The sequence below is a fragment of the Bacillus sp. z60-11 genome (genome assembly GCF_046464135.1).
Lineage (GTDB): Bacteria > Bacillota > Bacilli > Bacillales > Bacillaceae > Bacillus > Bacillus sonorensis_A.
In genome coordinates this window covers 499,329-524,728 of sequence record NZ_JBIYSN010000001.1, presented here as the reverse complement: position 1 = coordinate 524,728, position 25,400 = coordinate 499,329, and the positions used below count along the sequence as shown (strand labels likewise).

Below are 25,400 nucleotides of genomic sequence, written 5' to 3'. Positions count from 1 at the left end.
CTCTTTTTCATGGACTTGGATCATGCCGTATATTTTTCAAGGATCAGACAGCTGATGCCGTCTAAAACATGGGGCAATGGCTTGTCTGATGAATAATGATCATTCATTGTCATTTTTTGATATTGATAGATCAACTGGTCTAATTCCTGACTCTGTTTAATTGTCTCATCCCCTGTATATCCGTAGACTTCAGCAGCTTCGACCATCATTTGCCGCTTTTCATTGATGGAGGCCAACAGCGCTTCTTTCTCTAAATACCTTTGCATACGCTTCACCCCTTACCGCGTTAAAGTTTCGAGATTCATCCAGATTTTGCGTACTTGAGCATTATTACAGATTATACTTATTTTGTAAACCTATTTTCCGAAAAAATATTTTGAAATCAAGTATAATAGATTTGTTGAATCATTCCCTTGAATGAAATATGGTAAACACCGAAATGTTTTTTCCTTTTAAAGGAGGTCTTTTGATGAAAAAACCTATTTCAAAACTAACGGCTTTCTTCGCTGTAAAAGAAGCGCGCTCCGGTCTGATCCTGTTTTTCAGCGCCTTTAAAGCGTGGAGAAAAGGAGAATATCCGCTTTTTCCTAAAAGAACGATTTTTCTGGCCGCTTTGGCTTTCATTTATGTGCTGTCACCGATTGATTTGATTCCGGACATTATCGCAGGGGCTGGCTGGCTTGATGATGCGGCTGTTCTTGCCTTTCTTTTCAGACAAATCGCCAAAGAACTGGCTGAATTTGACGCCCTGCACGAGAAAGGAGGCGGCGCAAAATGATTGATGGTCTTAATCATCTGTTATTTTCAGTCTCCGACCTAAAGGCGTCCATCGCTTTCTATGAAAATGTGTTTGATGCAAAATGGCTCGTCAAAGGCGAGAAAACCGCGTACTTTGATCTAAACGGCATCTGGCTCGCTCTGAACGAGGAAAAGGATATTAAACGGACTGAAATCCGCGACTCATACACACACATTGCCTTTTCGATCAAAGAGGAAGATCTCGATCATTGGGAGACGAAATTAAAAGATTTGGGCGTGAATGTGTTAAAAGGGAGAAAACGCCATCAGGGTGATAAAGATTCGATTTATTTTTCCGATCCGGACGGACACAAATTCGAGCTCCACACCGGCTCTGTCTTCGACAGACTCGAATACTATCAAACAGAAAAGCCTCACCTTTCATTTCATGAGGGCCATATTCAAGCGCTATACGATAAAAACAAATAAAAACAGCGCCCTAAGCGGCGCTGTTTTTATGACTGTTTAACCTGTTCTCTTTCATAGATCGGCACCCAGCCCTCGGTCGTCACAAATATCCTGACGGCTACGACTTTCCTGTCTTCTTGAAGCGTGAAGTAATGGCGGGTGTTTTCCGGAACAGAGATCAAATCGCCGGGGCTCAATAAACAATCGAAAAATACGCCGTCTTTTCCTTCAATCGCAAAGATGCCGTGGCCGCTGACGATAAACCTGACCTCATCATCTGTGTGGTGATGCTCCTGTTTAAAGTTTTTCAGAAGTTCATCCAGTTTTGGATTTTCATCAGAGAGCGAGATGACATCTTGCGCCTTATAGCCGCGCCGCTCGGAAATGTCTTTGATCTCACTTTGAAAACTATTTAAAATCTCCTGTTTTTCCGCGTCTGTTAAATCGTATTTTTCCCTTAAACCTGCAGACAGTTTCGTGATATCCCATTGTTCGTAAATCACACCCTGCTGATCGAGGTACTTTTTCACCTCTTCACTGTTTTCGATCACCGTGTTTTGCTCATCATGGATACGGATTGTTGCCATGTGCGTTTCTCCTCCTTTTTCAAACATACGCATGTCTGAAAGCTTTTAATTTTAAATGCCAGCTGAACAAAAATTCATAAGCTTCAAGAAACCGCTTTGCTTCAAATGCCGTTTTCCCCCAGACGGTAATGCCGTGGTTCCTGATCAAGACGGCGCCGGAATCGCCTGTCAGGTGAGCGGCAAAATCAGCCGCCAAGTCCGGAATATGGGCGGTATTTTCGATAATCGGAATGGTGACTGCGGCGTTTTCCTCCCATATCCCGAGCGCTTTAATGATTTCCTGCCCTTTAAAAGTGATTTGCTGCTCTTTTGCATAAAGTTCTGAAATCACGTTATTGTCGACGGTATGAACATGAAGACAGCTGCCTGCGTTTGTTTTTTGATAGACATACGCATGGAGCAGCGTTTCCGCCGACGGCTTCAGGGAGTGGCCGCTTTCTGCAGGATTGCCTTCTTGATCCACCAGCAAAAAATCCTCGTCCGTCTCTTTTCGTTTGTCTTTTCCGCTGGCCGTCACCAAAAAGCGAAGCGGAGCCTCCGCTACTTTGATTGAAAGGTTGCCGCTTGTCGCCGGAAACCAGTCTCTTGCCGCGAGCTCCCTTTTTACTTCGGCAAGCTCCTGCCTGCGCTGTTCTCTAACAGCCATTCCTTCACCTCCCGGGTTTCTTCTAGGGCGCGCTTCACATCGTGAAAATCCTGAAACGCGATATGGTTCAAATGCAGAGCCTCACATTCCTTCAGCAAATAATCACGGGCCATGCACAAATCAGAACGCTTTGCAGCCTCAACATCCGTGACGGAATCCCCGATCATCACGAGAAAGTCATCTTCCCCTTTCAGCCTTCGAATGATGGAAGGCTTGCAGCAGCCGCATTCGTTTTCGCACTTATCATCACACAGATGCGGCCAATCAATCGCGATGCTCTCGCCAGTAAAATCCGCCTTGTTGCAATAGATGCGCTCCCTTTCCACGATCCCTTCAAGCAAAGGATAGACGAAGAAATCCATGCCTCCGCTGACGACGTAAAAGGGAATCCCGCACTCATCAAGGAATGCAACAAACTCCTTAAAACCGGCGCGGATCTCCGCTTGCTCGAGTACAAATGCCGTCATCTCTTCCCTGAGGCTGCTCTCCAGAAGGGCAAACATGCCGCCGACTCCCTCTTGGATCGATATTTCCTTGGAGAGAACACCGTCTTTTAAGGCAATCCATTCGTTTGGAGCGAATTGTTTCATGATGCTGATGATGTTGTCGTTCGTTGTAATCGTCCCGTCAAAATCGCAGATGATCAGCGGCTTTCTCATACGGGAATCTCCACTTTCCCCCATTTATCCAAAGCGAGCTTTAAATCGCGGGACCGTTTTGCTTTTTCTTCGACAGGTTCGCCTTGAAGAACGGCTTCTATGATCGCTCTAAACGCCCTGCCCCCGCCTGTTGCTCCGTTTGGATGGCCGTGAATTCCGCCGCCCGCATTGATGATGTGGTCAATACCGAAGTCTTTCATCAAAAGCGGAACCATGCCTGGGTGTATGCCGGCCGACGGCACGGCAAATGACGGCTGAAAAACATCCTCTTTCGTGCATTCATCATGAATGGCGAGCGCTTCCCGCTTTTCGAGCGCGACGCTTCCGTACGGGGAAGGAAACAGGCTGAAATCCGCCCCCAGATAACGGGTCAGCTTTCCCAGCAAAAGCGAATGGGAAAAACCGTAATACGGCGAAGAAGCCAATGCGCCGCTGACGGCCGGATGAGCCATGATCGCAAGCGGAATTTCGTCGTCTTCGGCCAGGCTTTGGAGGACGTCCAGCCCATAGGCAAACACATTGAACAGCAAAACGTCGGCCCCAAGCTCAGCGGCCTTTTTCGCTTTGTCTTTCAGCTCCATCGTCCTTCCTGTCAGATTGACGGCGTAAAGCGTTTTGTGTCCGGTTTCTTCATAGGTGCTTTGCAGCACTTTTTTCCCTTCGGTGATCCGCTTTTCAAAAGGAGCGTTCCCGGTTTCAAACAAAATCTCATCATCCTTGATCAAATCGACACCGCCGAGCGCCTGCTGCCTCAGCTGCTCCTTCAAATCTTCCATATCGCGGCCGATGACGCCTTTGAAAATGCTCATCAGAAGCGGCCTTTCAAATTCGCCGATCTTTTTGCGGATGCCGTAGATCCCGAATTTCGGTCCCGGCAGCGATTGCTTAAAGTCGTTTGAAAACGAAAGATCCGTCAATTTGATTTTCCCGTCAAGCGACAGCTTGCCAAAAACGGTCGTCAAGACAGCCGGAATATCCCTCGTAAAATTGGCTTCCGGATAGGCGATCGTGACCACCGCCTGTTTCTCCCCGCGGGCGCCTTCCGTTTCTTCAACGCGGACGACGCGTCCTTTGTGCTTTTTTAATTGTTCCTGTTTCAGCTGCGGCAAATCCGTCCAGGATCCCACCGTCAGGCCGAGCGCAATTTGCTCCGCCCGTATTTTTGGATCGCCTCCGGGATCTGTCAGGACATATGTTGCCAAAAGTTCACTCATGCTCTTTAGCTCCTTCCTGTTTCCCATGCATACAAAAAAACCTCTTTTTGCGGCTGTGCTAAAAAGAGGTTTCGTTTCTCACTTCGAATCCTTATCTCTCAGCGCCAGCTGCAAGAATTAGCACCGTGCTTAAAAAGTCGGTTGCCGGGCTTCATCGGGCTCGTCCCTCCACCTGCTCTTGATAAGAATATTGATTTTTATAAATTATTTTGAATTATCCCACCGTTTTCCTTAGTTGTCAATGAGGGACTGCCGATTTTTTGAAAATGTTCAGCCTGGCGATCCTGCTTGCCGCTTCACGCAAGCGTTCCTCACTTGTAAGAAGACCGACTCGTACATAGCCTTCACCATGCGGACCGAATCCGATGCCCGGCGCTGTCGCGACATTAGCCTTCTCCAGCAGCAAATCCGAAAATTCTTCAGATGTAAAGCCTTCGGGGACGGGCATCCAGGCAAAAAAGGAGCCTTCCGGAAACGGGGCGTCCCAGCCGATATCCCGGACAGCCTTGATCCAGACGTTCCGCCGTTTTTCATATCGTTCATTTTGCACGTTCACACAGCTTTGATCTGCGAGAAGCGCGACGGCGGCTGCATCCTGCACCGCTTTAAAAAGGCTGACATACATATGGTCCTGGTAGAGATTCAGCGCTTCGATCACAGAGGCGTTTCCGACCGCAAATCCGACTCTCCATCCCGCCATATTGTAGGTTTTGGACAGCGTATAAATTTCGATCCCGGCTTCCTTAGCGCCGTCTGTTTGCAGAAAGCTCACCGGCTTTTGGCCGTCATAGCCGATCGCCCCGTAGGCAAAATCATGAACGACACAAATGCCGTGCGCTTTGGCAAACCCGACGGTTTCTGCAAAAAACGCCGGTGTGGCCTGAGCTCCGGTCGGGTTGTTCGGATAGTTCAAATACATCAGCTTCGCTTTTTCTTTTAGCTCAGAGGGAATGTCGCTGTAGTCGGGCAGAAAATGATTGTCCGCGGTAAGCGGCATCGTTTCCATCTTCGCTTTGGCCAGCTCAACACCCGACCAGTAATCCGGATATCCCGGGTCGGGAACGAGCACGGTATCCCCCGGATTTAACAGGCATTGCGGCAGCTCTACAAGGCCCGCTTTTCCGCCGAACAATACGGCAACTTCCCGCTCAGGATCAAGGGAAACACCATACTCCCTTTGATAAAATTCGGCTGCCGCCTCTTTCAGCTTGCGGCTCCCGCGAAAGGAAGAATAGCGATGATTTTCAGGATGATGCACGGCTTTTGCCATCGCTTCAACAATATGATCCGGTGTCGGCTGATCAGGGTTTCCCTGGCCGAGATTGATGACATCATGACCCGCTGCCATCTTTTCATTCACCTTTTTGACCAGTGATGCAAAAAATTGTTCCGGAAGCTGTTTCAGCACATCAGAAAACTCAAATTTCATTTTTTTCACCCGCTTTGAAAAATTCTTGAAATGATAGTCCATCATCATATATTGTTAAAGGTAAATTGTAAAGCAAAAAATGAGGTGAATAAGAGTGAAGCGGACGATTTCCTGCCTGCAATTCGATATCGCATACGGCAATCCTTCGGAAAATCTCAAAAAAGCGGAGCGGCTGATCGAAGCGGAAAGCCGGCATGCGGATATCCTCGTTCTCCCCGAGCTTTGGACGACAGGCTATGATTTAAAAAAACTCGATGAAATCGGCGACGATGAAGGCGAACAAACGAAAGCATGGCTCAGGAAAACGGCAAAGGCCAACCATGTCCATATTGTGTGCGGATCAGTCGCCGTCAAGAAAAAGGACGGCGTATACAATACGATGTATATCGCGGACAGACACGGGCAATTGATCAAAGAATACAGCAAAGTCCACCTTTTTCAGCTGATGGATGAGCATCTCTATTTATCCGCCGGTTCCGCCGACGGCGGCTTTGAGATTGAAGGCACACCTGCCGCCGGTGTCATCTGCTATGACATCCGTTTTCCGGAATGGATCAGAAAACACACCTCAAAAGGAGCGGGCATCCTCTTCGTGGCGGCGGAATGGCCCCGGCCGAGGCTTGATCATTGGCGGAGCCTTCTAATCGCGAGAGCTATTGAAAACCAATGTTTTATCGCCGCCTGCAACTGTTCGGGGAAAAATCCGGAAAACGAATTTGCCGGCCACAGCATGATCATCGATCCGCTCGGACGGGTTCTTGCAGAAGCAGGACACGAAGAAACGGTCATCAGCGCCGAAATCGATCTTAAGGACATCGAAAAAACGAGAGGGCACATTCCGGTTTTTGAAGACATCCGCAAAGATTTATATTAAAAAGTATTGACAAATAATCAATGATACTGGTAACATGTTCAGCAACTGACCGAACTGAAATTTCAAAATTTTATATTGATTTCTCTTATCGAGAGTTGGGTGAAGGACTGGCCTTATGATCCCAACAGCAACCGACCGTAATACCATTGTGAAATGGGGCGCGAGCATTTTGCGCCGCTAGGGCACGGTGCTAATTCCATCAGATTTGCATTCTGAGAGATAAGAGAGGCGTGCGCGACGATCAGCCTCTTTCTCTCGATGAGAAAGAGGCTTTTTATTTTGTTAACGACTTTGAGGGGGAATTTTAAAATGACCGTAACGAAAACCGCAACCTACGAAATCCTGACAGAAAGCTCTGCGGCCGCGCTCGCCGTCCGGCTCGGACTTTTTTCAAGCAAAAGCACTTTGACATGCCGGGAAATCGGCGACGGCAACCTGAACCTCGTCTTCCGCGTGTATGATCAGGAGCAAAAGAAAGGCTTGATCATCAAGCAGGCCGTTCCGTATGCGAAAGTCGTCGGCGAAAGCTGGCCGCTGTCATTGGACAGGGCGAGAATTGAAAGCAGCGCACTGATCCGGCAGGCTGAGCACGCACCACACCTTGTGCCCAAAGTGTATTACTCGGATACAGAGCTGGCCGTCACCGTGCTGGAGGATCTGTCCCATTTGACAATCGCCAGAAAAGGACTGATCGAAGGGTACGATTATCCGCATTTGTCAGAGGATATCGGTGAATTTCTCGGAAAAACGCTATTTTACTCGTCTGACTATGCATTGGATCCAAAAGTAAAAGAGCGTTTGTGCAAGCAGTTTATCAATCCTGATTTATGCGACATTACAGAAAACCTTGTTTTCACAGATCCATTCTTCGACAATGAAACAAATGATTTTGAGGAAGAGCTGCGCGGTGAAGCGGAGAAGTTATGGGGCAATGGTGCCTTGAAGCTTGAAGCGGCAAAGCTGAAAAAGCGTTTTATAACCTCGTCGGAAACGCTCATTCACGGCGATTTGCATACCGGAAGCATTTTTGCCGGTGATGCCGAAACGAAAGTCATCGATCCTGAATTTGCATGTTACGGTCCGATCGGTTTTGATATCGGCCAGTTTATCGCCAATCTGTTTTTAAATGCTTTGGCCCGCGAAGAAAACAGACGCGGCCCGCTGTACAGCCATGTTGAAACCGTATGGAACACATTCAGCCGCACATTCAGCGAAGCATGGGAAAAAGACAGCCTTGATCAGTACAAACACGCGCCCGGACGACTGGAAGCAACACTGAAACAAGCGCTGGAGGACGCCGCCGGCTTCGCCGGCTGCGAACTGATACGCCGGACGATCGGGCTTGCCCATGTCGCCGATCTGGATACGATCGCCCCATTTGACAGACAGATCCGGCAAAAAACGCTCGCATTGAGAACAGGCGCGGCATTAATTGAAAAACGCAGCAGTTTCCGGACGCCTAAAGATATCATTGAAGCGTTTCAGAGCTTGCTTTAGGGAGTGACTAACATGCCAGAACAATTTGCAGTTCCCCGCTCTGTGGAGTGGACAGAAACATCGGTAAAAATTTTAAATCAGCAAAAGCTGCCCGAGAAAACGGAATATCTCAATTTGACGACACAGGAAGACATCTATGATGCGATCCGGTCGCTGAAGGTGCGGGGAGCTCCGGCCATCGGCATCACAGCGGCGTTCGGGCTTGCGCTTTGCGCCCAACAAATCGAAACGGCGGATGTTTCCGAATTCCAAAGAAAGCTTGCCGAAATCAAAAATGTGTTAAACGGCGCGAGACCAACAGCCGTCAATTTATCATGGGCCTTAAACAGGCTGATGAAAAGCGCTGAAGGCGCCCGGTCTGTGAATGAAGCAAAAACCGATCTCATCCATGAAGCGATTCAGATTCAGATTGAAGATGAGGAAACATGCCGGCAGATCGGGCAAAATGCTTTGCAGCTGTTTAAATCCGGTGACAATATCATGACGATCTGCAACGCCGGATCGATCGCGACAAGCAGATACGGAACGGCTCTTGCCCCGTTTTATCTGGCCAAAACAAAAGATCTTGACCTTCATATTTACGCCTGTGAGACGAGGCCCGTCTTACAGGGCGCGCGCCTGACGGCATGGGAACTCATGCAGGGCGGGATCGACGTCACGCTGATCACCGACAGCATGGCCGCACATACGATGAAAGAAAAAAACATTTCTGCTGTCATTGTCGGAGCAGACCGGATCGCAAAAAACGGAGACACAGCCAATAAAATCGGAACCTATGGGCTGGCGATACTCGCCAATGCCTTTCAAATTCCGTTTTTCGTTGCCGCTCCCCTGTCAACTTTTGATATTTCGATTTCGTGCGGAGACGCCATTCCGATTGAGGAACGCGATCCAGATGAAGTCAGACAGATCGCAGGGACACGGATCGCGCCGCAGGAGGTGCCTGTGTTCAATCCGGCTTTCGATATCACTCCGAATCATCTGATCTCGGGGATCATTACAGAAAAAGGGATCATCACAGGCCATTATACAGAAGAAATCGAAGCGCTTTTTTCCGCTAAAGCTAACGTGTAGGCAGCTTTAGCGGATTTTGATGAATTTCATAATGTCTTTTTTTTGTTCTTTTGTCAGGACATGCAGTTTGACGAACAATTCGGTGTAGCCGACAATTTTTTGCGGGCGGTTTGTTTTCATTGATTCGTCCTCCTTTTTTACCAAGACCAACATTTTTAGCTTAATAAAATTATATGTCGCCGACAAAAAAAAGCAACGGCGCGCTTGCATTATTTTCCTTTATAAGGAATATTCTCGAGCTCAAGCAACACCGCTTTTTTATCTGTTTCATTTCCCGCATACCCTGTCAGCGTCTTGTTTTTTCCAATGACGCGGTGGCAGGGAATCAAAATCGGCAGCGCGTTTTTTTTGTTTGCTTGGCCGATTGCCCGGACGGCTTTCGGATTTCCGATGGCACAGGCAATATCGTGGTAGCTTCGTGCTTCACCGTAAGGAATGGACTCCAGCGCTTTCCACACTTTTTTCTGAAAAACCGTCCCCTCCTGATCGATCGGCAGTGAAAAGGTTTGGCGCTCGCCCCGGAAATATTCTTCAAGCTGACGCTTCGCATCCAGCAATAGCGGCGTTTTTTTGGGCATGAGCTCTGCATCTTTTTCCCGCAGATTCTCCAATTCCTCCTGATTCAAAAGCACATGTGTAATGCGGCCGTTCTCCTCGACGATATATGCTTGTCCAAAGGGCGAACTGAACTCAATATAAAAACTCACGATGTTATAAAGCCTCCTCCTCATGCTGTTGTCTGATCGGAAGTGTCAGGTGAAAGGTCGTGCCTTTTCCCTCCTCACTTTCGACCTCAATTTTTCCTTTGTGTTCTTCAATAATTTTATAGCTGACCATCAGGCCAAGTCCAGTGCCCCGTTCTTTTGTTGTATAAAAAGGCTCGCCAAGCCGCTTCAATTTGTCTTCCGTCATGCCGATCCCTTCGTCGGCAAGCGATATGAGGATATGATCGTTCCCCTTCGGCTTGATCGACACATAGACATTGCCGCCGTCCGGCATTACTTCGATCGCATTTTTCAAAATGTTGATAAAAACCTGTTTCAGCTGATTCGGCTCGCAGTAAATCAGCGGAATTCGGCCGTCACAGGTGAGGTGCATCTGCACATTGTCCAAGTTGGCCTGCGCATGCAGAAGATCCATTGTATCCTGCATAATTTTGACGACATTTTTTTCTTCGTACATGATCGCCTGCGGCTTTGCCAGAATCAAAAATTCCGTAATAATTGATTCAATCCGCTTTAATTCAGAGGTGATCACATTAAAATAGAGCGAGTGATCCTCTTTGATGCTGCCTTTCAGCAATTGGATAAACCCTTTTAAAGCCGTCATTGGATTGCGGATTTCGTGGGCGATTCCTGCCGCAAGCTCTCCCACCACATGAAGCGTATCCGATTTGCGCAGCCGTTCTTCCAGCTCCCTCCGTTCAGTCACATCTCTGAGCATTGCCAAATTCATGTTTTGGATAATGTTGCGCTTAAATGAAAACTCCAAAATTCGTTTTTGATCGGTTAACAGAAACGGAATATCATTGTCCATTTCCTCAAAGGAGATCGCTGCTGCGGGAGAGGCTGCATTTTCTATTCTGTAGGCGGAAATGACGTCAAGAAGGCTCGCTGTTTTCAGCTCGTCAAGGGGGAGGCCGAGGATCTTTCCGGCCAGGGGATTCGCGTCAATAATCTCATACTGATTATTGAAAAGGACAATCCCGTCCATTGAACCGTTGAATACTTTTCTGAATTTGAGCTCGCTTTCCCGCAATTCTTTCTCCATCCGCTTCCGGTCGCTCACATTTCTTAGGATGGTGAGGTGCTGGCTGTTAAACATGATGCGCTTCGCCGTAAACTCGAGTTCCTTATATTGTCCGTTGCCCATGCGAAACAGAAGCTCTTCCCGGATTTCTCCTTTTTCACTGTACCGTTTCATAATGGAATGATAGCGCTTATCATTTTTATCAACAAAATCGGTCATTTTTTTGTTGATCAGCTCATCCATCGGCACTTCAAAGATCTTGCATGCCGACTGATTCGCCTTGACGACCCGCCCGTCAGTACCCATAAGGACAATGGCGTCCATCGCATTTTCAAACACTTCCCTAAACCGTTCTTCACTTTTGAACAACTGTTTTTCCATCGAGCGTTTTTCGGTAATGTCCCTCATAATCGACATATAAAAGCCGTTTAAAATATTCGATGTGATCGTCAGTTCAAACAGCCTGTTTTCCCCTGATCTGAGCCGGACCGGCAGCTCTCCTTTTGCTTTTCCTTTGCGAAAAAGGGCGCTCCAGATTTTCTCGAGCCTGCCGCTGTTTTCCGTGGAGACGAACTGTGAGAGCCGCAATTTGGAAAGCTCGTCTTTTTTGATCTCAAAGCTTTGGCAGAAAGAATGGTTGGCATCGATAAAACAGCCTTGTTTATCAAAAATGACGATCCCTTCGACCGCCCTGTGAAATAAATCTTTAAATAGCTTTTCATTGATCGTGCGTTCACGTTCAAGGATCTTTTTTGAGGAAATGTCCCTCATGACTACAAAAAAACAGTCTTCACCGATTCCTTTACTGGCAGTAAACTCTATGTATTTGACGGAGCCGTTATCAAGTCTGATCGCGACCTCTTTTTTCGCATATCCCCGCTCCAAAAAACGGCTGATGTTCTGATTTAATTCATCAGGCGGTACAGCGTGAACAAAATCGAGCGCCGGGCGGTTCAGCAAATTCTTTTTTTTGCTTTGCAGGATGTTGCAGGCCGCATCGTTCGCCTGAACGATGTTCATCTGCCGATCTAAAATAAAAATGGCGTCAAGCGTTCCGTTAAACAACAGCTCATACTGGTGCAAATCCGCTTTTAGCTTTTCGTTTTCTTTTCGAAATTTCTCCAGCTGTTTTTTCAGATTCAAGGATTCTTCCAAATCAAGAGTCTCCTCCATTAGCTACACTCCTTCCCTGAACACCTATCCTCCATTAATTCTACAAACCGGCACATCTTCCTTCATATGTTTCAAACTTTTACAAGCTTTCCACCCGTTTTACAGAAAGATGACGATCAAAAAGTTCCTTACTTTTTAATGACATCGTCCTAACAATGAGGCTTAATACATAGAGAACAACCGGCTTTCTATTTTAGAATTGAATAAGCGGGGCAATACTTGTAGAAGGCGTTGTCAGCGCGCTTTTTTAGACTCGCAAAAAAAGCTTAAAAAAGGGTGATGTTATGACGAATTCACGTGACAGTTATTTTGATAATGCAAAATTCCTTTTGATTTTCCTTGTCGTATTCGGACATATAATCCGCTCTTATATCAATGATAATGATGTGTTTCTTCATATATATAAATTTATTTACACGTTTCATATGCCGGCTTTTATCCTCATATCCGGCTACTTTGCAAAAGGGTTCAATCGGCCCGGATATGTCAAAAAAATCGCTTGGAAATTGATTGTCCCTTATTTGATTTTTCAAGGCATTTATACGGTTTTCTATTCTTTTATCGATGATCAAAGCCTGTCTGCCGCAAATCCGTTTGAACCGCAGTGGTCGCTTTGGTTTTTATTGAGCTTGTTTTTTTGGAACCTTCTGCTGTTTCCTTTCACAAAAATTCCGGCAAAATGGGCGTTTGCCGCAAGCTTTCTGATCTCCGTTCTTGTCGGATATGTCGATATTGTCAGCAACACGCTCAGCCTGTCGCGGACATTTGTCTTCTTCCCGGTCTTTTTGGCGGGCTATTATTTACAAAAAGACCATTTTAAAATGCTGACAGGCTGGAGAGGCAAACAAGCTGCTCTCATCGTGTTGACGGCAACGTTTGTTTTCTATTTTTTCGCTGATTTTGATTATTCATGGCTGTTCGGCTCCAAACCGTATTCAGAATTCGGCGCTGTCGGGATGAAGAGCGGACTGAACCGCGTGGCGCTGCTTGTATTAACATTTGCCTCGACATTTGCCTTTCTGGCGCTTGTCCCTGAAAGGCGGTACTTCTTCACCCTTTGGGGAACGCGGACATTTTACGTTTACCTGCTGCACGGCTTCATCATCAAAACATTCAGAAATACCGGTGCAGAAGAATGGCTGGCCGACTATCAGAGCCTGACCGTTTTGATAATCGCAACCGCCATCTTGACCTTCTGCTTATCGAGCGGCTTTGTGAAAACGCTGGCTCAGCCGGTCATCGAATTGAGAATGACGAATTTAATGCGCTGGCTTAAAAAAGACGGCGGATATAAAGCTTATATCAAATAAACGAAACTCCCCTCCTAACAATCCGCGGAGGGGAGTTTTTTTAATCCTTTTGGCGCTGTTCCTTTTGAGCGTCAGCTTTATCGTCCTTCTTTTTTTTATTATGTTCGGTGACATCTATCCATTTATAGGCGTTGATATCGCCGAGTTCACCGGAAAACTCTTCCTGAAGCACTTCTTTGTTCATCGGTTTTTTATGATTTTGCCGCTCCCCGCTTTTCAGATGCTTCTTCACTGCCGCGACTCTCCCTGCTTGCCGTTTTTCGAATTGCGGTTGGCGCCTCTGTCCCCGTTTTCGGCATCAAACTGTGTGATGTATTGATGGTCATGCATGCTTTCTGCAGGTGTCTTATTGTTAAGAGCGGCTTCATTTCTGGCAACTTTTCTCTTCATCATGACATTCCTTTCTTTTGTCTTCTCATTCGATATCCTTTCCTAAAACAGACAGACCACACATCCATTTACCGGAAAAAAATAAACGCCGATAAACGGCGCTTATTTTTTGAAGACATTTTTGACTTTATTGACGACGTATGAACTGCCCCCGCGGTCTGAAACATCCTGGATCATCATCGTAATTAACAGGTCTTTATTTTTATAGTCATAGGCTGTAAACCAGCCGTTTTCTTTGCCTTTTTCGTCTTTTTTCGTTTTCAGCTCCGCAGTTCCGGTTTTCCCTGCGATTGAAAGACCTTTTACAACCGGTTTATATGCTGAGCCGCGCGGATCTTCAACAACGCCTCTGAGACCTTTTGTAATCGTCTCTGCTCCGTCTGCCGGGACAACGTTTTTGTGCCAGATTTCCTTCTCATCTCCATCCTTTTTGATGAGGTAAGGCTTGATCAAATCCCCGTTATTTAAAAACGGCGTATAGCTTGCGGCGAGGTGTATCGGAGACATGAGCATCTGTCCCTGGCCATAGCCGGAATCGGCCAGAAGGATCTCGGAATCGATTCCTTCGTTTGATATCGAGGAAGCTTTTGTCGGGAACTCATAATCAAGCTTTTCTTCAAAGCCGAATGATTTCAATCCTTCGGTAAATTTGTCGCTTCCGGTATCAAGAGCGGTCTGCGCGAAGTAGATGTTGTCTGAAGTGATCAGCGCGTTTTCCAGGTTGACTTCGCTCAATTGATCGGACACCCTTGTCACTTTATAGCCGCCCCATGACGAATCTTTCTGCCATTCTTTCCCGACGATTTTTTTCGCCTCATCCGTTTTAATCGCTCCGTTTTTCAGGCCGATGGATGCGGTTATCGGTTTGATGGTTGACCCTGGTGCATACGTCTTATTATATTTGGAAGTGAATGGCGCCTCTTTGTCTTTGTTCAGCTTTTCCCATTCTCCCTTTTTCCAGCCGAACAAAAATCCATTCGGGTCATAGGAAGGCGCGCTGACAAGCGCCAATGTTTCCCCGGTCTGCGGATTCAGCGCCACCGCTGCACCGGAATCGTCCTTTAATTGGCTGTACAGCTCTTCCTGCTTTTTGATATCAATCGTTGTATGGATATCCGTTCCATCCTTGGAATCCTTTGAAGCGACCGTTGCACCTGATTCAGGTATCGAAATCGTCCAGCCGATTTCCCCTCTCAGCTGCTTTTCATAGACATGTTCGAGACCGACGATTCCAATCATCGAATGTTCACTGTAGTTTTCTTTATCCTGCTTTAATTCCTCTTCGGTAATCGGCCTTATGTACCCTGTTAGATGAGCGGCTTTTTCCCCATAAGGATAATACCTGGATTGAGTGTCCTGCTTCAATACACCCGGTAAAGAGGTCGCTTTTTTCAGCAGGTCGGTATTGTCTGGCTTTACTTTTTTGAGAGGGACAAATGAATCATCTTTCACCCAGCTTGCAGAAAGCTGTTTTTCAATGTCTTTCATTTCCATATCAAGCATTTTTGCAAGCTTTTTCAAGACCGCTTCTTTATCTTCTCCAAGCTGTCCGGGAACGACGCCGATTTCAGGCACTGTCGTGTTTGTGGCGAGCGCTTTTCCATTTCGGTCGTAAATGCTGCCCCGCACCGGTGCTTTTGCGGTAATCCGGACGGTTTCTCCTTCTTTCAGCTGAGAAAAAATAAACGACGGGTTCCAGTTGATCTTCCATGATGTTTTGCCGTCTTTTTCTTCCTTTACAAGCTTTGCTTTTCCTTCAAAAGAAACTGGTCCGGCCAAAGTATTCATACTGACTTTATAGGGAATCGTTTCCGAATCTTTTTTGTCTTCATCTTTTTCATCTTCATCAACTGTTGAAACCTTCAAATCAGAAACTCCGATCTGTTCGTAAATCGACTGATTCCGTTTGATGAACTCATTTTTGGAAATTGATTTTTGTGCTTTAGTCGACAGCTGATCATACATCTGTTCAAAATTTTGTTTGTTCCATTTGTTTACATATTGATCCATGCTTTCTTTTGCCGTCGGTTCGTTTGAACAAGCTCCGGCGAGCAATAGAAATCCGGCGGCGATAAACAAATGGACGATTCGCTTTTTCATCGTGTTTCCCCCTTTTTTTCAAGTCCGCCATTTAAGCATTATATCATACATATATATACAGTGACCGACTTTACGATCATAAAAAAAGACAGCCGCTTAAGACTGTCTTTTCTATCCGATGATAATTCTTTCTTTCGGATAATGGTAATTCGCTTCAATTTCTTTTCTTCCGATTAAATAAAGAAGCGTCACAATGCCGATGCGTCCGATAAACATCAAAATGATGATGACGCTTTTGCCGATAGTGCTCAAATCAGGTGTAATGCCAAGCGATAATCCGGTTGTTCCGAATGCTGAACATACTTCAAACAAGAGTTCAAGATACGTATGATTCTCCGTCGCCGACAGAATGAGTGTGGAACAGAAAACGAGGATGACTGCCATCAGCGTCACAATCAATGATTTCATTAAATCAAACTGATGCAATTCCCTCTTAAAAATCTTTACCGACTTATTCCCCCTGGCAAAATGGAACAACGCCAGCAAATTTAAAGCAAAGGTTGTCGTGCGGATGCCTCCGCCGACTGAGCTTGGCGAAGCGCCGATAAACATGAGCAGGCACATAAACAATATCGTCGTATCCTGAAACTGGCTGATGTCTATTGTAGCGAGACCGCCGCTTCGTGTCGTCGTCGATTGAAACAGCGAGTAAAATAACATTTCATGCCACGATTTTCCTGCAAATGCAAAGCGCGCTTCCATTACAAATATGGCAATCGTTCCTCCAACAACCAAAAGAAAAAATGTCACCGAGGTCAATTTTGTAAACAGGCTGAAGGAAAATGTCCGTTCTTTGCTCAACAGAAAATCCTTCACTTCGATCAGGACGGGAAATCCGATCGCACCCAGGATCAGCAGCATGATAACGATAAACTGGACAAAATAGTCGTGCTGAAACGGGATCAGCGAATTGCCTGTAATATCAAATCCAGCGTTGGTTGTCGCGCTGACACTGGTAAAAAATCCTTGTATATAGGCTTCACCGGCAGAGTCAAAATACTTGAGAAAATAAGTGCCGAGTATCAGTCCGCCAAAACATTCGATGATCAGGATCAACCCGAGTACATGCTTCATCATCTTGACAAGCCCCGATAAATTCGTCTGGTTTTGATCGGTCATGATCAGGCGCCGCTCTTTTAAGCCGATCCGCTTTCCAAATATCAGCCAGACAAAAGTCCCCAGCGTCATAATCCCGATACCGCCAAACTGCAAAACGAACGCCAAAATCCATATCCCCGCCGTGCTGAATGTATCAGCGGTATCGACCACCGTCAAGCCTGTCACACTCACAGCGCTGACCGCGGTGAAAAGCGCGTCGATAAAAGACCATTCCACATCCTTTTGGTGTGCAACGGGAAGACTCAGCAAAATAACCGATACTGTAACCGCCAAAAAATAATAGAGCGCAATCAGCTGTACTGGCGACAGCACGCGCAAAAGTTTCCTTAGTAAAACCTTCATAATCGTTCCTTCTTTTCTCGATTCACTAGTCAGTGTATGTGATCGCTTGTGTATAACGTGTACCATTTTAAAGGAAACATGGTCCAATGTACAGACGGATTTGTTTTTTTGAATTTAAAAAACAGCCCCCATTAAAAAGGGGGGCTGTAAGACCTATATTATTTGGCTTCCAAACGACGAATTCTTTCATGTAAATCAGGGTGTGTGGAAAACAGTGATGTATGCTTTTTCCCGTTGATTTTTAATGTAGCGACAGAAGCCTGTTCTTCTTTGATTCTCGATGTATACTGCTCAAGGGAACGCAGGGCATGGATCATCTTGTCCTTTCCGGCAAGGTCTGCTCCGCCTCTGTCTGCATGATATTCGCGGTGCCGCGAATATGCGAAAACGACAAGGCTGCCGAGAATCGAGAAGACAATTTGGAAAATGATGACTGCGATAAAGTGAACGATCGGTGCAAGCTCTTCGCGGACGAACCGAGAAACCGCCCAAGCGGCGATCCGCGCAAAGAAGACGACAAACGTGTTGACGATTCCTTGAAGCAGGGTCATCGTCACCATATCGCCGTTTGCGATATGCGCGACTTCATGGGCAAGCACGCCTTCAACAGCAGCATCGTCCATTTCCTGAAGTAAGCCGGTTGATACGGCGACAAGCGAGCGGTTTTTAGACGGCCCTGTCGCAAATGCATTCACTTCACGGGAATTGTAAATCCCGACTTCAGGCATTTTGGTCAATCCAGCGGCGCGAGCCAGTTTGTGAACACGGTCCACCAATTGCTGCTCTTCATACGAGAGCGTTTGTTTCTCAGGATTGAGCACCTGAACGCCCATCGCCATTTTCGCCATCCACTTGGACATTAGAAGCGACATAAAGGAACCGACAAAACCGACAACCGCACTAAATACGAGAAGCGCGACAATATCAATGCCGCCGCCGGCGGTGAAATACGTTCCGACACCTGTTAATGACCCGATAATGGACAAGACGATTCCGATTGTCGTAATGACCAGAATGTTCGATAAAAGAAAAAGAAGGATTCTTTTTGCCATAATAACCTCCATGTTATAATAAGATCAAATGAACTTGTATAATAAAATTATAAGACATTCATTTGAAAATGCAAGTGATAAGCCGTAAGATAATGTTTATAATATTGTCTATTTTATTTTTAATACATACATAATGAGGTGTAATATGAAACCTTTTAGATTGACTCGACTGGAAATGGCCAAACTGATGCATGCATTAAAAGGACAGCTCGATGTCAGCCCGCTGACCATTTTATTGAAATCAGCCGATATGGCGATGAAAGAAGCCGAAAGCGAGCTCGACATCCCCGAGTTCATCACCCGCTATGAACGGAAAAAGCAAAAAACAGAGCATGGGCTTTCCACAAATGAAATCGTGGAGCTCGGCAACTTGTGTGAGCTGACTTCTTTAAAATCGACAGCCATCCAAAACTGGATCAAACGGGACATCAAAGATTTGATGGGTCATCCTGAGCTCGGGAAAAAGTATTCGATCGACCAAGCCGTTATCCTTCTTATTGTACGAGACTTAAAATCAGTTTATGACTTTGAAACGATTCGTCCAATTTTAAAAACGGTGTTCAATACGATAACGGATCGTTCCGACGATGTTGTCAGCCCCCTTCGCTTTTATGAAGGCTATGGGCGGGTGCTTGAACAGGTCAACCGGATCAAAGATTATACGCTGAAAGAATCGGCTCTGGAAACGACCGTCATGCAGCAGACAGAGCATCTCCGGAACTTTTATCAAGACCTTCCCGACGCCGAGTGGAAAAAAGCCAAAGACATCACAGCGGTCACCGTGCTTTCCGTTCTTGCCTCTCATATTCAGGCAACGGCGCAAATCATGATCGATAACGTTTTCAGCAAATATGACATGAAATGAGTTTTAAGACATGCCTGGCTTCATGAAAGCCAGGCGTTTTTATCGTACGCAACAATTGCCAGCATAAAAAACATCTGTCCATTTCAAACTAAACAAGCAGTACATTAGAAAAAGGAGTTGAAACTTCATGGTAAGAACCAACAAACTGGTTGTTCCCGGGGCAGAGCAGGTCTTAGACCAATTCAAAAATGAAATTGCTCAAGAATTTGGCGTCCAGCTCGGATCGGATTCAGCCGCTCGCTCGAATGGATCTGTAGGCGGGGAAATGACAAAACGTCTCGTACAGCAGGCACAATCTCAGCTAAATGGACAAACTGACAACAAATAAATCACCTTTCAAATTATTCGCCGGGACCGCTCGGCGGATATTCTTGATCTATATGTTCAGACGGTTTTTTTTCCTTTTGATAAGGCATTTTCTCTCCGTTTTCAGTCTGAGAATCGCTTTTTGTCCCGTCCTCTGTCTGCTGGCTGTTTTTGTCATTTTCATTATTTTCTTGAGGGTTTTGATGGTTTGGGGTATTTGTCTCCTCTTCTTGCTTGGTGTCCTGATCAGATTCCGTCTGATCTTGATTTGAAGATTGATCGCCGTTTTGGCCTTCTTCGGTTTCGGTATCTTTATGATCGTCAGACTGATCTTCTTCTTTTACAGCTTTTTCTTTTTCATTTTCCTCTCTGTTTTCATCTTGATGATCTTGTTTGTCTTCCTGTTGATCATCGGTTGTTTCATCATCCAATTCATTTTCATGCTTGCGGATATAGCGTCCTGTTGATATCCCTTCTTTTTGCGCTTTGGCGCGCGTATCCAAGTCTGATTCGACCGCTTGCATCTTGTAGCTCTGTTTCTCGTACTTTTTTGTTACATCTGCAATCTCGCTTTTGACCGTCGCTTTATATGTATCATCGTCATTATTTTCATAAACGGTTGCAATCAATACTTCTTTAGAATGTTTGACATAGCCGTGCTGATTGCTGCTTTCAACGATTTCGCTGATAACGACTTTAATATCTGAATTTTCCCAATTTTCTATACTGTCTAACAAGTCCTTTCCATCCTGATTCAACGGGACCAAATCAACAACTTCACAGTTTTTGTTGAGCGTCAGCTCGAAGCTGGGATTGATGTCTATCGTCATATAGGCATATGCCTTGTTGTGCAAAGCATCAGGGATGATCATAAACGCGATCAGCATGATCGCGGCAATTGAAAACACGCCTGCTTTCAGCGGACGAAGCGAGAGCAGATCAAAAAAGCCAGCGCGCCTTCTCGCCATTCTCGTCTCCTCGGGAAAGGCGATCTCCTGACCGATTTCATAATCTTCCTCTGATTTTTTCGCTTTTAAAAATTGTCCGTCAGGGGTAAGCAATGTGACGAATTTTTTATTTTTTTCAACGATAATCCCTCTTCTCATGAGTTGAGCACCCCTTTTAGATAATCCTTAAGGTAAACGTAATCGCCCGTGATGATGATGACCATGGCGATGATATACTTGCGGTTTCTTTCTACTGTTTTTCTGCTTACAGCCACGAGCTTTTCAAGCTGTTTCACAGGAAGCTGCTTCTTTTGAAACAGCATCTCCTTCAATTCTTCGTGCTCGACGAGCGTATAAGCCACTTTGATGGCGTTTTGCCTGGCGTCAGTATGTTTAGGAGAATGCTCCAGCAAGTCGGAAAAAGACAGGCCGAAGCTTTTTAATCTTTCTTTAAAATGAAGGATTTCCTCCCGCCTTTGCTCCTGTTCAAGGAGGCGGTTGAATGCATGAATGGAGAGCTCAGCTTCAATCATGCTTTGCGAGGATTCCTGTTCTTCTCCTTCTTGTAATTCCATGTTGATGTTTTGTGCATTTCTTGCTTCTTTTCTTATATAGTCAATGACTTTGCGCTTAATAATCAGCTCTGCAAATGCAAGCAGAGAATTTCCTTTTTCGGAAGAATATTTTTCAATGGCTTCATTAAAAGCAATCAAGCCGATGCTGAATTCGTCATCTTTTTCATCAATATATCGTTTGCACACAGATGAAACCGTTTTAGCCACAAAAGGCTTATATTGTTCAATAAGCTCGTTTTGCAACTGCTGATTTCCTTTTTGTATGCTGATTACAGACTCTTCTAATGTGGGTTTCTTTTTTCCTGTCTTAAACAAAAGGCTAAGCACTGGTTTCACCTCAGTTCCTCCCTATACTACTCATTAATGATAGCTAATTTGATAGGGATTCGCAAAGGAGAAAACAAGGAATTCATTTCTTATTTTTCAATTATGACATCGATTGTTTTATTCTTCTAGAACAATTCGTTGTTTCTTTGACGATTAAGGGGGTTTTCCCCTTCTTTTTGTAACATCTCTGTTATTAAAATGAAATGTTGTTTCGTTTCATATCGACTTCAATCTCCGCATTTTCAACCCCAGATGACGAAAAACACCGGCGGTTGCCGGCGTTTCTTGTCAGGCTGCTGTCGCTATTCCTGCGCAGCCTTTTGTTCTTGTTTTTTCGGATTTGACAAAAACCATCCTCCAAGGGCAATAGCGAGCAGCACCGCCCAGAAGATGAACTTCCATGTGCCTGAATGAATAAAATGCTCAGATACGATATGGATCTGCGGATGTGCCAGCGTGTAAAGCATCAGTTTAACACCGACCCAGCCGACAATGACGAAGGCCGCCGTTTCCAGGCTCGGACGTTTCTTTAACAAATTCACAAAAGCACTTGCAGCAAAACGCATGATAATGAGACCTATGACACCTCCGGCCAAAATGACGAGAAATTGTCCGCCGTCAAGCCCCCCGATCTCAGGCATGTTTGTAGCGGGAAGTGTTACCGCCAGCGCCACGGCAGCTAAAATGGAGTCTACGGCAAAGGCGATGTCGGCCAGCTCGACTTTGATAACGGTCGGCCAAAAACCGCCTCTCTTTGTTTCCTTCGCTTTCTCATCTTTTTTCAGTACGTGCGTTTTTAAAATGTGATGAATTGAAATGTAGAGCAGGTAGATGGCTCCGAGCGCTTGTACCTGCCAGACGTTGACGAGGAAAGAGATCGCAAACAAAGCGCCGAACCTCAACACAAACGCGCCGGCCAATCCGTAAAAGAGCGCTTTTTTTCTTTGTTTCTCAGGCAAGTGTTTAACCATGACCGCCATGACGAGCGCATTGTCCGCAGCCAAAATGCCTTCCAGCCCGACTAAAATGAGAAGAACCCAACCATATTCAAGTAACAATGCTGCATCCATTTTTTAATTCCTCCTATGTGATTGTCTCTTTCTCTTATTCCCGCTAATGCAGCAGGGTATTTTCTGAAAGCAAAAAAGACCTCTGCCAACATTAGGCAAAGGTCTTGCTAGACATGGTTATCGTCGATTAAAACATGCCAACAAAGCCGATGGAGAACATCCATGAATTGACGACTTTGTTTCCGGATGCAACATCCGGACGCTACTCCCCTTTGGGATAAAAGAAAATATTGAATTATAAGATAATATTAACCTGACGCAGATCAGCTGTCAATCCTTATTTTTGTTTAAAAAAGCCGAAACGCTTTCCGTTTTCATCTTGCTTCGTCTGTTTTTCACGACAAGATAAAGAACAAACAAGACGACAATTCCAATCCCGATCGGAAGAAGGTACTTGTCCAGTATGCCGCCGACAGCACTCCAATTATCCCCGAGAGAAAAGCCTAAGTAGACGTAAACAAACGTAATCGGTGTTATGGCAATAAAGGTATAAAGGGAAAAGACCCAGACATTCATCTTTGCCATCCCGCAAGGAATCGAAATCAGCGTTCTGATTCCCGGAATAAAGCGGCCGCTGAACGCAACAAAACCGCCATGCTTTTCAAAAAAGCGATCCGATTTTTCAAGCGCTTCAGGCTTGATCAAAAAATATTTGCCGTACCGCTCCAAAAACGGCCTTCCTCCGTATCGGCCCAGCCAATAAAGTGTCAGCGGACCGACAACACCGCCCAAAGAACCCGCAGCGACGACTCCGAAAAGTGACATATCACCTTGATACACCCAGTAGCCCGCAAGCGGAAGAACGATTTCGGCAGGCACGAACTCAATACAAAGCGCCAGAAAAATGCCGAAATACGAGAGGCTTTTAAACGCCTCTGCCATTGATAAAATCAGCTCTTCGATATCCACCACAACCTTTAACGATTGATTATTTCAAGTTCTCAAGAACTCACAAACTTGATTTTAACACATTTCACGATCATTGCAGAGAAAAATGCGAAAAGCCTTCCCCCGTCCTCATCCGGCAGGATATCATTGGACATTGGCGAATATCATGATATGTAGTATAATGCACAAATTATACCGCTTATTTTTAAGAAATACCGCTTTTTCATGACAACGGTAATCTGAATGGAAACTCTACATCTAAAATCAAAAGGCGGAGAAAAAAGTGACAGAAGTTATCGGTGAATATAATGGATGGCTGATTATTTTATCTTATATCACTGCTGTTTTGGCAGCTTACACGGCTCTTGACCTTTCAGAACGGGTCGTGCACACAAAAGGATGGAAAAACAAAGGCTGGCTGTTTGCCGGCTCTTTGACGATGGGGCTCGGCATATGGTCTATGCATTTTCTCGGCATGATGTCATTTCAAACATCGGAAGAAATGACATACGATCTCGTTTTTGTCTTGCTATCGATCATTGCCGCCTTTGGCGGATCACTCATTTCATTTTATGTCGTAAACGGACGCAATCTTTCCAACCTAAGGCTATTCGCCGGTTCGATTGCAATGGGCTGCGCCATCGCCTCCATGCACTTTGTCGGGATGGAAGCGATGGAAAACATGGCGATCGTTTACGACCCCGTTCTTTACGGGGCATCTTTCGCGATTGCCATTTCAGCATCCTATGTTGCCTTGAAGCTTTCATTTACACTTTCGAAAAAAACACGCTCTTTCCGGCTGTTGGCCGTGAAAATCGGAAGCGCGCTGTTAATGGGAGCCGCCATTTCAGGAATGCATTATACAGGAATGGCGGCAGCGACATTGTATAAAAGCGCCGGCCGGCATGCCGGCCACCCCGGACTGGACACGGTCGAGCTCGGCATTGCAATCGTGCTGATTACCCTTATGCTGCAAGGCCTCATGATCTTCGGAGCATTTACAGACAAACGACTGCTGATCGAGAGCGAAAAAGTAAAAGACAACGAAGAGCGGTTTCAGTCTCTTATCGAGCACAATATTGATCCGATCTATGTGTTCTCCCTTGACGGGGACATGCTTTCCGCAAACTCTTCAGGTCATCGTCTGCTGAAAAAAATGGGGATTGAGTCAAATGATTTTTCAACCGTTTTTCATCTGAAGGAACACAAAAAACTTCTCGACTGGTTCCTTCAAGTTCAAAACGAAAAACAAGCGATCAACCGCGATATCCAAATCACGGCAGCAGACCAATCGTTCGATTTGAACCTGACGTTGATACCCGTTTATGTCAGACAGAAGCTTGACAGCATATATGTGATCTCCAAAGATATGACAAAGCAGCGTGAAGCCGAACGGGAAATTCATAGAATGGCACATTATGACGCGTTGACGGATTTGCCGAACAGAAGATATGCAGTCCAGCATTTGACCAAAGTCCTTCATCAACAGACGTCAGGCACGGCCGTGCTGTTTTTGGACCTGAACCGTTTCAAAGGTTTTAACGATGAACTCGGACATAACATCGGGGATCTGCTGTTGGCGGAAGCAGCCAAACGGCTGGCGGAATGTGTGCCTGCCGAAGGGTTTATTGCCCGTTTAGGCGGTGATGAATTTATCATCATCACCCCGGTCCAAGAGGCTGAACAACTGTCCCGGCAGTTAATCAGACGGTTTGAAGCCCCGTTTTACATTCAAAAACACAGCTTGAAAACATCCGTGAGCATCGGCATCGCGATTTCGCCGACGGATGGAACAGACGGCGAAGAGCTGATGAGAAAAGCCGACATCGCGATGTATGCCGCCAAAGATGAAAATCGAAGCAGATACCAGTACTTTTCCCCTTCGCTCAACAAAGAGAGCGGGCCGCCGTTCAAGATGGAAACCTAATCAAGAGAAAAAAAGCCGCATTCAGGTGTAATCCTGAATGCTTTTTTTCTCTAACTGAATCCATAAGTTGCTAT

The 25,400-nt window shown here is 45.8% G+C and carries 26 protein-coding genes and 2 riboswitches; of the genes, 9 read left to right on the top strand and 17 right to left on the bottom strand.

Annotated elements, in window-relative coordinates:
- Positions 1-20: 20 nt before the first annotated feature.
- Positions 21-266, bottom strand: coding sequence for an aspartyl-phosphate phosphatase Spo0E family protein (locus tag ACINLD_RS02780; RefSeq protein WP_026586715.1), 246 nt, complete (start codon positions 264-266; stop codon positions 21-23).
- 203 nt (positions 267-469) lie between these two features.
- Between ACINLD_RS02780 and ACINLD_RS02775 the strand changes: the two genes are divergently transcribed.
- Both ACINLD_RS02775 and fosB read left to right on the top strand, forming a co-directional pair.
- Complete coding sequence (locus tag ACINLD_RS02775) at positions 470-778, top strand: YkvA family protein (protein ID WP_236251225.1); 309 nt, start codon at positions 470-472, stop codon at positions 776-778.
- Positions 775-1,227 (top strand): metallothiol transferase FosB, encoded by a 453-nt coding sequence (gene fosB / locus ACINLD_RS02770; RefSeq protein WP_026586713.1) that lies wholly within the window; start codon positions 775-777, stop codon positions 1,225-1,227. Before ACINLD_RS02775 ends, fosB begins: the two co-directional genes overlap by 4 nt.
- Before the next feature lie 26 nt (positions 1,228-1,253).
- Here fosB and ACINLD_RS02765 read toward each other — a convergent pair whose 3' ends face one another.
- The 5 genes from ACINLD_RS02765 to ACINLD_RS02745 form a co-directional block, all read right to left on the bottom strand.
- Complete coding sequence (locus ACINLD_RS02765) at positions 1,254-1,793, bottom strand: 1,2-dihydroxy-3-keto-5-methylthiopentene dioxygenase (RefSeq protein ID WP_026586712.1); 540 nt, start codon at positions 1,791-1,793, stop codon at positions 1,254-1,256.
- Between the two features lie 19 nt (positions 1,794-1,812).
- Positions 1,813-2,439 (bottom strand): methylthioribulose 1-phosphate dehydratase, encoded by a 627-nt coding sequence (locus tag ACINLD_RS02760; protein WP_026586711.1) that lies wholly within the window; start codon positions 2,437-2,439, stop codon positions 1,813-1,815.
- The gene (mtnX, locus tag ACINLD_RS02755) at positions 2,397-3,098 is read right to left on the bottom strand and encodes a 2-hydroxy-3-keto-5-methylthiopentenyl-1-phosphate phosphatase (protein WP_277692709.1); all 702 of its coding nucleotides are present in this window, start codon (positions 3,096-3,098) and stop codon (positions 2,397-2,399) included. The genes ACINLD_RS02760 and mtnX overlap by 43 nt, the downstream gene beginning before the upstream one ends.
- The gene (gene mtnW / locus ACINLD_RS02750) at positions 3,095-4,312 is read right to left on the bottom strand and encodes a 2,3-diketo-5-methylthiopentyl-1-phosphate enolase (protein WP_081692830.1); all 1,218 of its coding nucleotides are present in this window, start codon (positions 4,310-4,312) and stop codon (positions 3,095-3,097) included. Before mtnW ends, mtnX begins: the two co-directional genes overlap by 4 nt.
- Positions 4,313-4,400: 88 nt before the next feature.
- A riboswitch (SAM riboswitch) is annotated at positions 4,401-4,500 on the bottom strand.
- A gap of 50 nt (positions 4,501-4,550) precedes the next feature.
- Positions 4,551-5,741 (bottom strand): pyridoxal phosphate-dependent aminotransferase, encoded by a 1,191-nt coding sequence (locus tag ACINLD_RS02745; RefSeq protein ID WP_026586708.1) that lies wholly within the window; start codon positions 5,739-5,741, stop codon positions 4,551-4,553.
- Between the two features lie 94 nt (positions 5,742-5,835).
- On the opposite strand from ACINLD_RS02745, the gene ACINLD_RS02740 reads away from it, so the two are divergent.
- The 3 genes from ACINLD_RS02740 (at position 5,836) to mtnA (ending at position 9,186) form a co-directional block, all read left to right on the top strand.
- The gene (locus ACINLD_RS02740) at positions 5,836-6,615 is read left to right on the top strand and encodes a carbon-nitrogen family hydrolase (protein WP_409444734.1); all 780 of its coding nucleotides are present in this window, start codon (positions 5,836-5,838) and stop codon (positions 6,613-6,615) included.
- A gap of 82 nt (positions 6,616-6,697) precedes the next feature.
- A riboswitch (SAM riboswitch) is annotated at positions 6,698-6,841 on the top strand.
- Between the two features lie 83 nt (positions 6,842-6,924).
- Positions 6,925-8,112, top strand: a complete 1,188-nt coding sequence (mtnK, locus tag ACINLD_RS02735) for an S-methyl-5-thioribose kinase (protein WP_277692707.1) — start codon at positions 6,925-6,927, stop codon at positions 8,110-8,112.
- A gap of 12 nt (positions 8,113-8,124) precedes the next feature.
- Entirely contained in the window at positions 8,125-9,186 is a 1,062-nt protein-coding gene (gene mtnA, locus ACINLD_RS02730; RefSeq protein WP_026586705.1) for an S-methyl-5-thioribose-1-phosphate isomerase, read from the top strand.
- 209 nt (positions 9,187-9,395) lie between these two features.
- Here the strand turns inward: mtnA and ACINLD_RS02725 are convergent, their stop codons facing one another.
- Entirely contained in the window at positions 9,396-9,893 is a 498-nt protein-coding gene (locus ACINLD_RS02725; protein WP_077736954.1) for a methylated-DNA--[protein]-cysteine S-methyltransferase, read from the bottom strand.
- A 4-nt stretch (positions 9,894-9,897) separates the two neighbouring features.
- Entirely contained in the window at positions 9,898-12,108 is a 2,211-nt protein-coding gene (locus ACINLD_RS02720) for a PAS domain-containing sensor histidine kinase (RefSeq protein ID WP_026586703.1), read from the bottom strand.
- A gap of 284 nt (positions 12,109-12,392) precedes the next feature.
- Here ACINLD_RS02720 and ACINLD_RS02715 point away from each other — a divergent pair, with 284 nt between their 5' ends.
- On the top strand, positions 12,393-13,418 hold the full coding sequence (locus ACINLD_RS02715) for an acyltransferase family protein (protein ID WP_026586702.1): 1,026 nt from the start codon (positions 12,393-12,395) through the stop codon (positions 13,416-13,418).
- Positions 13,419-13,458: 40 nt separating this feature from the next.
- Here ACINLD_RS02715 and ACINLD_RS02710 read toward each other — a convergent pair whose 3' ends face one another.
- The 5 genes from ACINLD_RS02710 to htpX form a co-directional block, all read right to left on the bottom strand.
- A complete protein-coding gene (locus ACINLD_RS02710; RefSeq protein WP_077736955.1) occupies positions 13,459-13,650 on the bottom strand; it encodes a hypothetical protein in 192 nt (63 codons plus the stop codon).
- Positions 13,647-13,808, bottom strand: coding sequence for a hypothetical protein (locus tag ACINLD_RS02705; protein WP_164470268.1), 162 nt, complete (start codon positions 13,806-13,808; stop codon positions 13,647-13,649). The genes ACINLD_RS02710 and ACINLD_RS02705 overlap by 4 nt, the downstream gene beginning before the upstream one ends.
- A 102-nt stretch (positions 13,809-13,910) precedes the next feature.
- Positions 13,911-15,908 (bottom strand): penicillin-binding transpeptidase domain-containing protein, encoded by a 1,998-nt coding sequence (locus tag ACINLD_RS02700; protein ID WP_409444735.1) that lies wholly within the window; start codon positions 15,906-15,908, stop codon positions 13,911-13,913.
- A 111-nt stretch (positions 15,909-16,019) separates the two neighbouring features.
- On the bottom strand, positions 16,020-17,369 hold the full coding sequence (locus ACINLD_RS02695; RefSeq protein WP_026586700.1) for a TrkH family potassium uptake protein: 1,350 nt from the start codon (positions 17,367-17,369) through the stop codon (positions 16,020-16,022).
- Between the two features lie 158 nt (positions 17,370-17,527).
- Positions 17,528-18,421 carry a protease HtpX gene (gene htpX / locus ACINLD_RS02690; protein WP_026586699.1) on the bottom strand — a complete coding sequence of 298 codons (894 nt, stop codon included), beginning with the start codon at positions 18,419-18,421 and terminating at the stop codon, positions 17,528-17,530.
- Positions 18,422-18,566: 145 nt separating this feature from the next.
- Between htpX and ACINLD_RS02685 the strand changes: the two genes are divergently transcribed.
- Both ACINLD_RS02685 and ACINLD_RS02680 read left to right on the top strand, forming a co-directional pair.
- A complete protein-coding gene (locus ACINLD_RS02685; protein WP_026586698.1) occupies positions 18,567-19,286 on the top strand; it encodes a DUF1836 domain-containing protein in 720 nt (239 codons plus the stop codon).
- A gap of 127 nt (positions 19,287-19,413) precedes the next feature.
- Positions 19,414-19,614: an alpha/beta-type small acid-soluble spore protein gene (locus ACINLD_RS02680; protein WP_026586697.1), complete on the top strand. Its 201-nt coding sequence runs from the start codon at positions 19,414-19,416 to the stop codon at positions 19,612-19,614.
- 13 nt (positions 19,615-19,627) lie between these two features.
- Here ACINLD_RS02680 and ACINLD_RS02675 read toward each other — a convergent pair whose 3' ends face one another.
- The 4 genes from ACINLD_RS02675 to ACINLD_RS02660 form a co-directional block, all read right to left on the bottom strand.
- Positions 19,628-20,698 carry an anti-sigma factor domain-containing protein gene (locus tag ACINLD_RS02675; protein WP_026586696.1) on the bottom strand — a complete coding sequence of 357 codons (1,071 nt, stop codon included), beginning with the start codon at positions 20,696-20,698 and terminating at the stop codon, positions 19,628-19,630.
- Positions 20,695-21,450: an RNA polymerase sigma factor SigI gene (sigI, locus tag ACINLD_RS02670; protein WP_026586695.1), complete on the bottom strand. Its 756-nt coding sequence runs from the start codon at positions 21,448-21,450 to the stop codon at positions 20,695-20,697. Before sigI ends, ACINLD_RS02675 begins: the two co-directional genes overlap by 4 nt.
- Before the next feature lie 293 nt (positions 21,451-21,743).
- A complete protein-coding gene (locus ACINLD_RS02665; protein ID WP_026586694.1) occupies positions 21,744-22,511 on the bottom strand; it encodes a TerC family protein in 768 nt (255 codons plus the stop codon).
- A 270-nt stretch (positions 22,512-22,781) separates the two neighbouring features.
- Positions 22,782-23,393, bottom strand: a complete 612-nt coding sequence (locus ACINLD_RS02660; RefSeq protein ID WP_142246158.1) for a DedA family protein — start codon at positions 23,391-23,393, stop codon at positions 22,782-22,784.
- 289 nt (positions 23,394-23,682) lie between these two features.
- Here ACINLD_RS02660 and ACINLD_RS02655 point away from each other — a divergent pair, with 289 nt between their 5' ends.
- Positions 23,683-25,326, top strand: a complete 1,644-nt coding sequence (locus ACINLD_RS02655) for a diguanylate cyclase domain-containing protein (RefSeq protein WP_026586692.1) — start codon at positions 23,683-23,685, stop codon at positions 25,324-25,326.
- The last annotated feature ends 74 nt before the right edge of the window (positions 25,327-25,400 follow it).

Bases quoted from the DNA above. Each gene is read 5' to 3' on its own strand.
- ACINLD_RS02695 (WP_026586700.1), bottom strand. From the start codon at position 17,369: ATGAAGGTTTTACTAAGGAAACTTTTGCGCGTGCTGTCGCCAGTACAG.
- ACINLD_RS02760 (WP_026586711.1), bottom strand. From the start codon at position 2,439: ATGGCTGTTAGAGAACAGCGCAGGCAGGAGCTTGCCGAAGTAAAAAGG.
- mtnW (WP_081692830.1), bottom strand. From the start codon at position 4,312: ATGAGTGAACTTTTGGCAACATATGTCCTGACAGATCCCGGAGGCGAT.
- htpX (WP_026586699.1), bottom strand. From the start codon at position 18,421: ATGGCAAAAAGAATCCTTCTTTTTCTTTTATCGAACATTCTGGTCATT.
- ACINLD_RS02715 (WP_026586702.1), top strand. From the start codon at position 12,393: ATGACGAATTCACGTGACAGTTATTTTGATAATGCAAAATTCCTTTTG.
- mtnK (WP_277692707.1), top strand. From the start codon at position 6,925: ATGACCGTAACGAAAACCGCAACCTACGAAATCCTGACAGAAAGCTCT.
- ACINLD_RS02685 (WP_026586698.1), top strand. From the start codon at position 18,567: ATGAAACCTTTTAGATTGACTCGACTGGAAATGGCCAAACTGATGCAT.
- ACINLD_RS02780 (WP_026586715.1), bottom strand. From the start codon at position 266: ATGCAAAGGTATTTAGAGAAAGAAGCGCTGTTGGCCTCCATCAATGAA.
- ACINLD_RS02665 (WP_026586694.1), bottom strand. From the start codon at position 22,511: ATGGATGCAGCATTGTTACTTGAATATGGTTGGGTTCTTCTCATTTTA.
- ACINLD_RS02660 (WP_142246158.1), bottom strand. From the start codon at position 23,393: ATGGCAGAGGCGTTTAAAAGCCTCTCGTATTTCGGCATTTTTCTGGCG.
- ACINLD_RS02775 (WP_236251225.1), top strand. From the start codon at position 470: ATGAAAAAACCTATTTCAAAACTAACGGCTTTCTTCGCTGTAAAAGAA.
- ACINLD_RS02700 (WP_409444735.1), bottom strand. From the start codon at position 15,908: ATGAAAAAGCGAATCGTCCATTTGTTTATCGCCGCCGGATTTCTATTG.
- ACINLD_RS02705 (WP_164470268.1), bottom strand. From the start codon at position 13,808: ATGAAGAGAAAAGTTGCCAGAAATGAAGCCGCTCTTAACAATAAGACA.
- ACINLD_RS02680 (WP_026586697.1), top strand. From the start codon at position 19,414: ATGGTAAGAACCAACAAACTGGTTGTTCCCGGGGCAGAGCAGGTCTTA.
- fosB (WP_026586713.1), top strand. From the start codon at position 775: ATGATTGATGGTCTTAATCATCTGTTATTTTCAGTCTCCGACCTAAAG.
- mtnA (WP_026586705.1), top strand. From the start codon at position 8,125: ATGCCAGAACAATTTGCAGTTCCCCGCTCTGTGGAGTGGACAGAAACA.
- mtnX (WP_277692709.1), bottom strand. From the start codon at position 3,098: ATGAGAAAGCCGCTGATCATCTGCGATTTTGACGGGACGATTACAACG.
- ACINLD_RS02675 (WP_026586696.1), bottom strand. From the start codon at position 20,698: ATGAGAAGAGGGATTATCGTTGAAAAAAATAAAAAATTCGTCACATTG.
- ACINLD_RS02720 (WP_026586703.1), bottom strand. From the start codon at position 12,108: ATGGAGGAGACTCTTGATTTGGAAGAATCCTTGAATCTGAAAAAACAG.
- ACINLD_RS02765 (WP_026586712.1), bottom strand. From the start codon at position 1,793: ATGGCAACAATCCGTATCCATGATGAGCAAAACACGGTGATCGAAAAC.
- ACINLD_RS02745 (WP_026586708.1), bottom strand. From the start codon at position 5,741: ATGAAATTTGAGTTTTCTGATGTGCTGAAACAGCTTCCGGAACAATTT.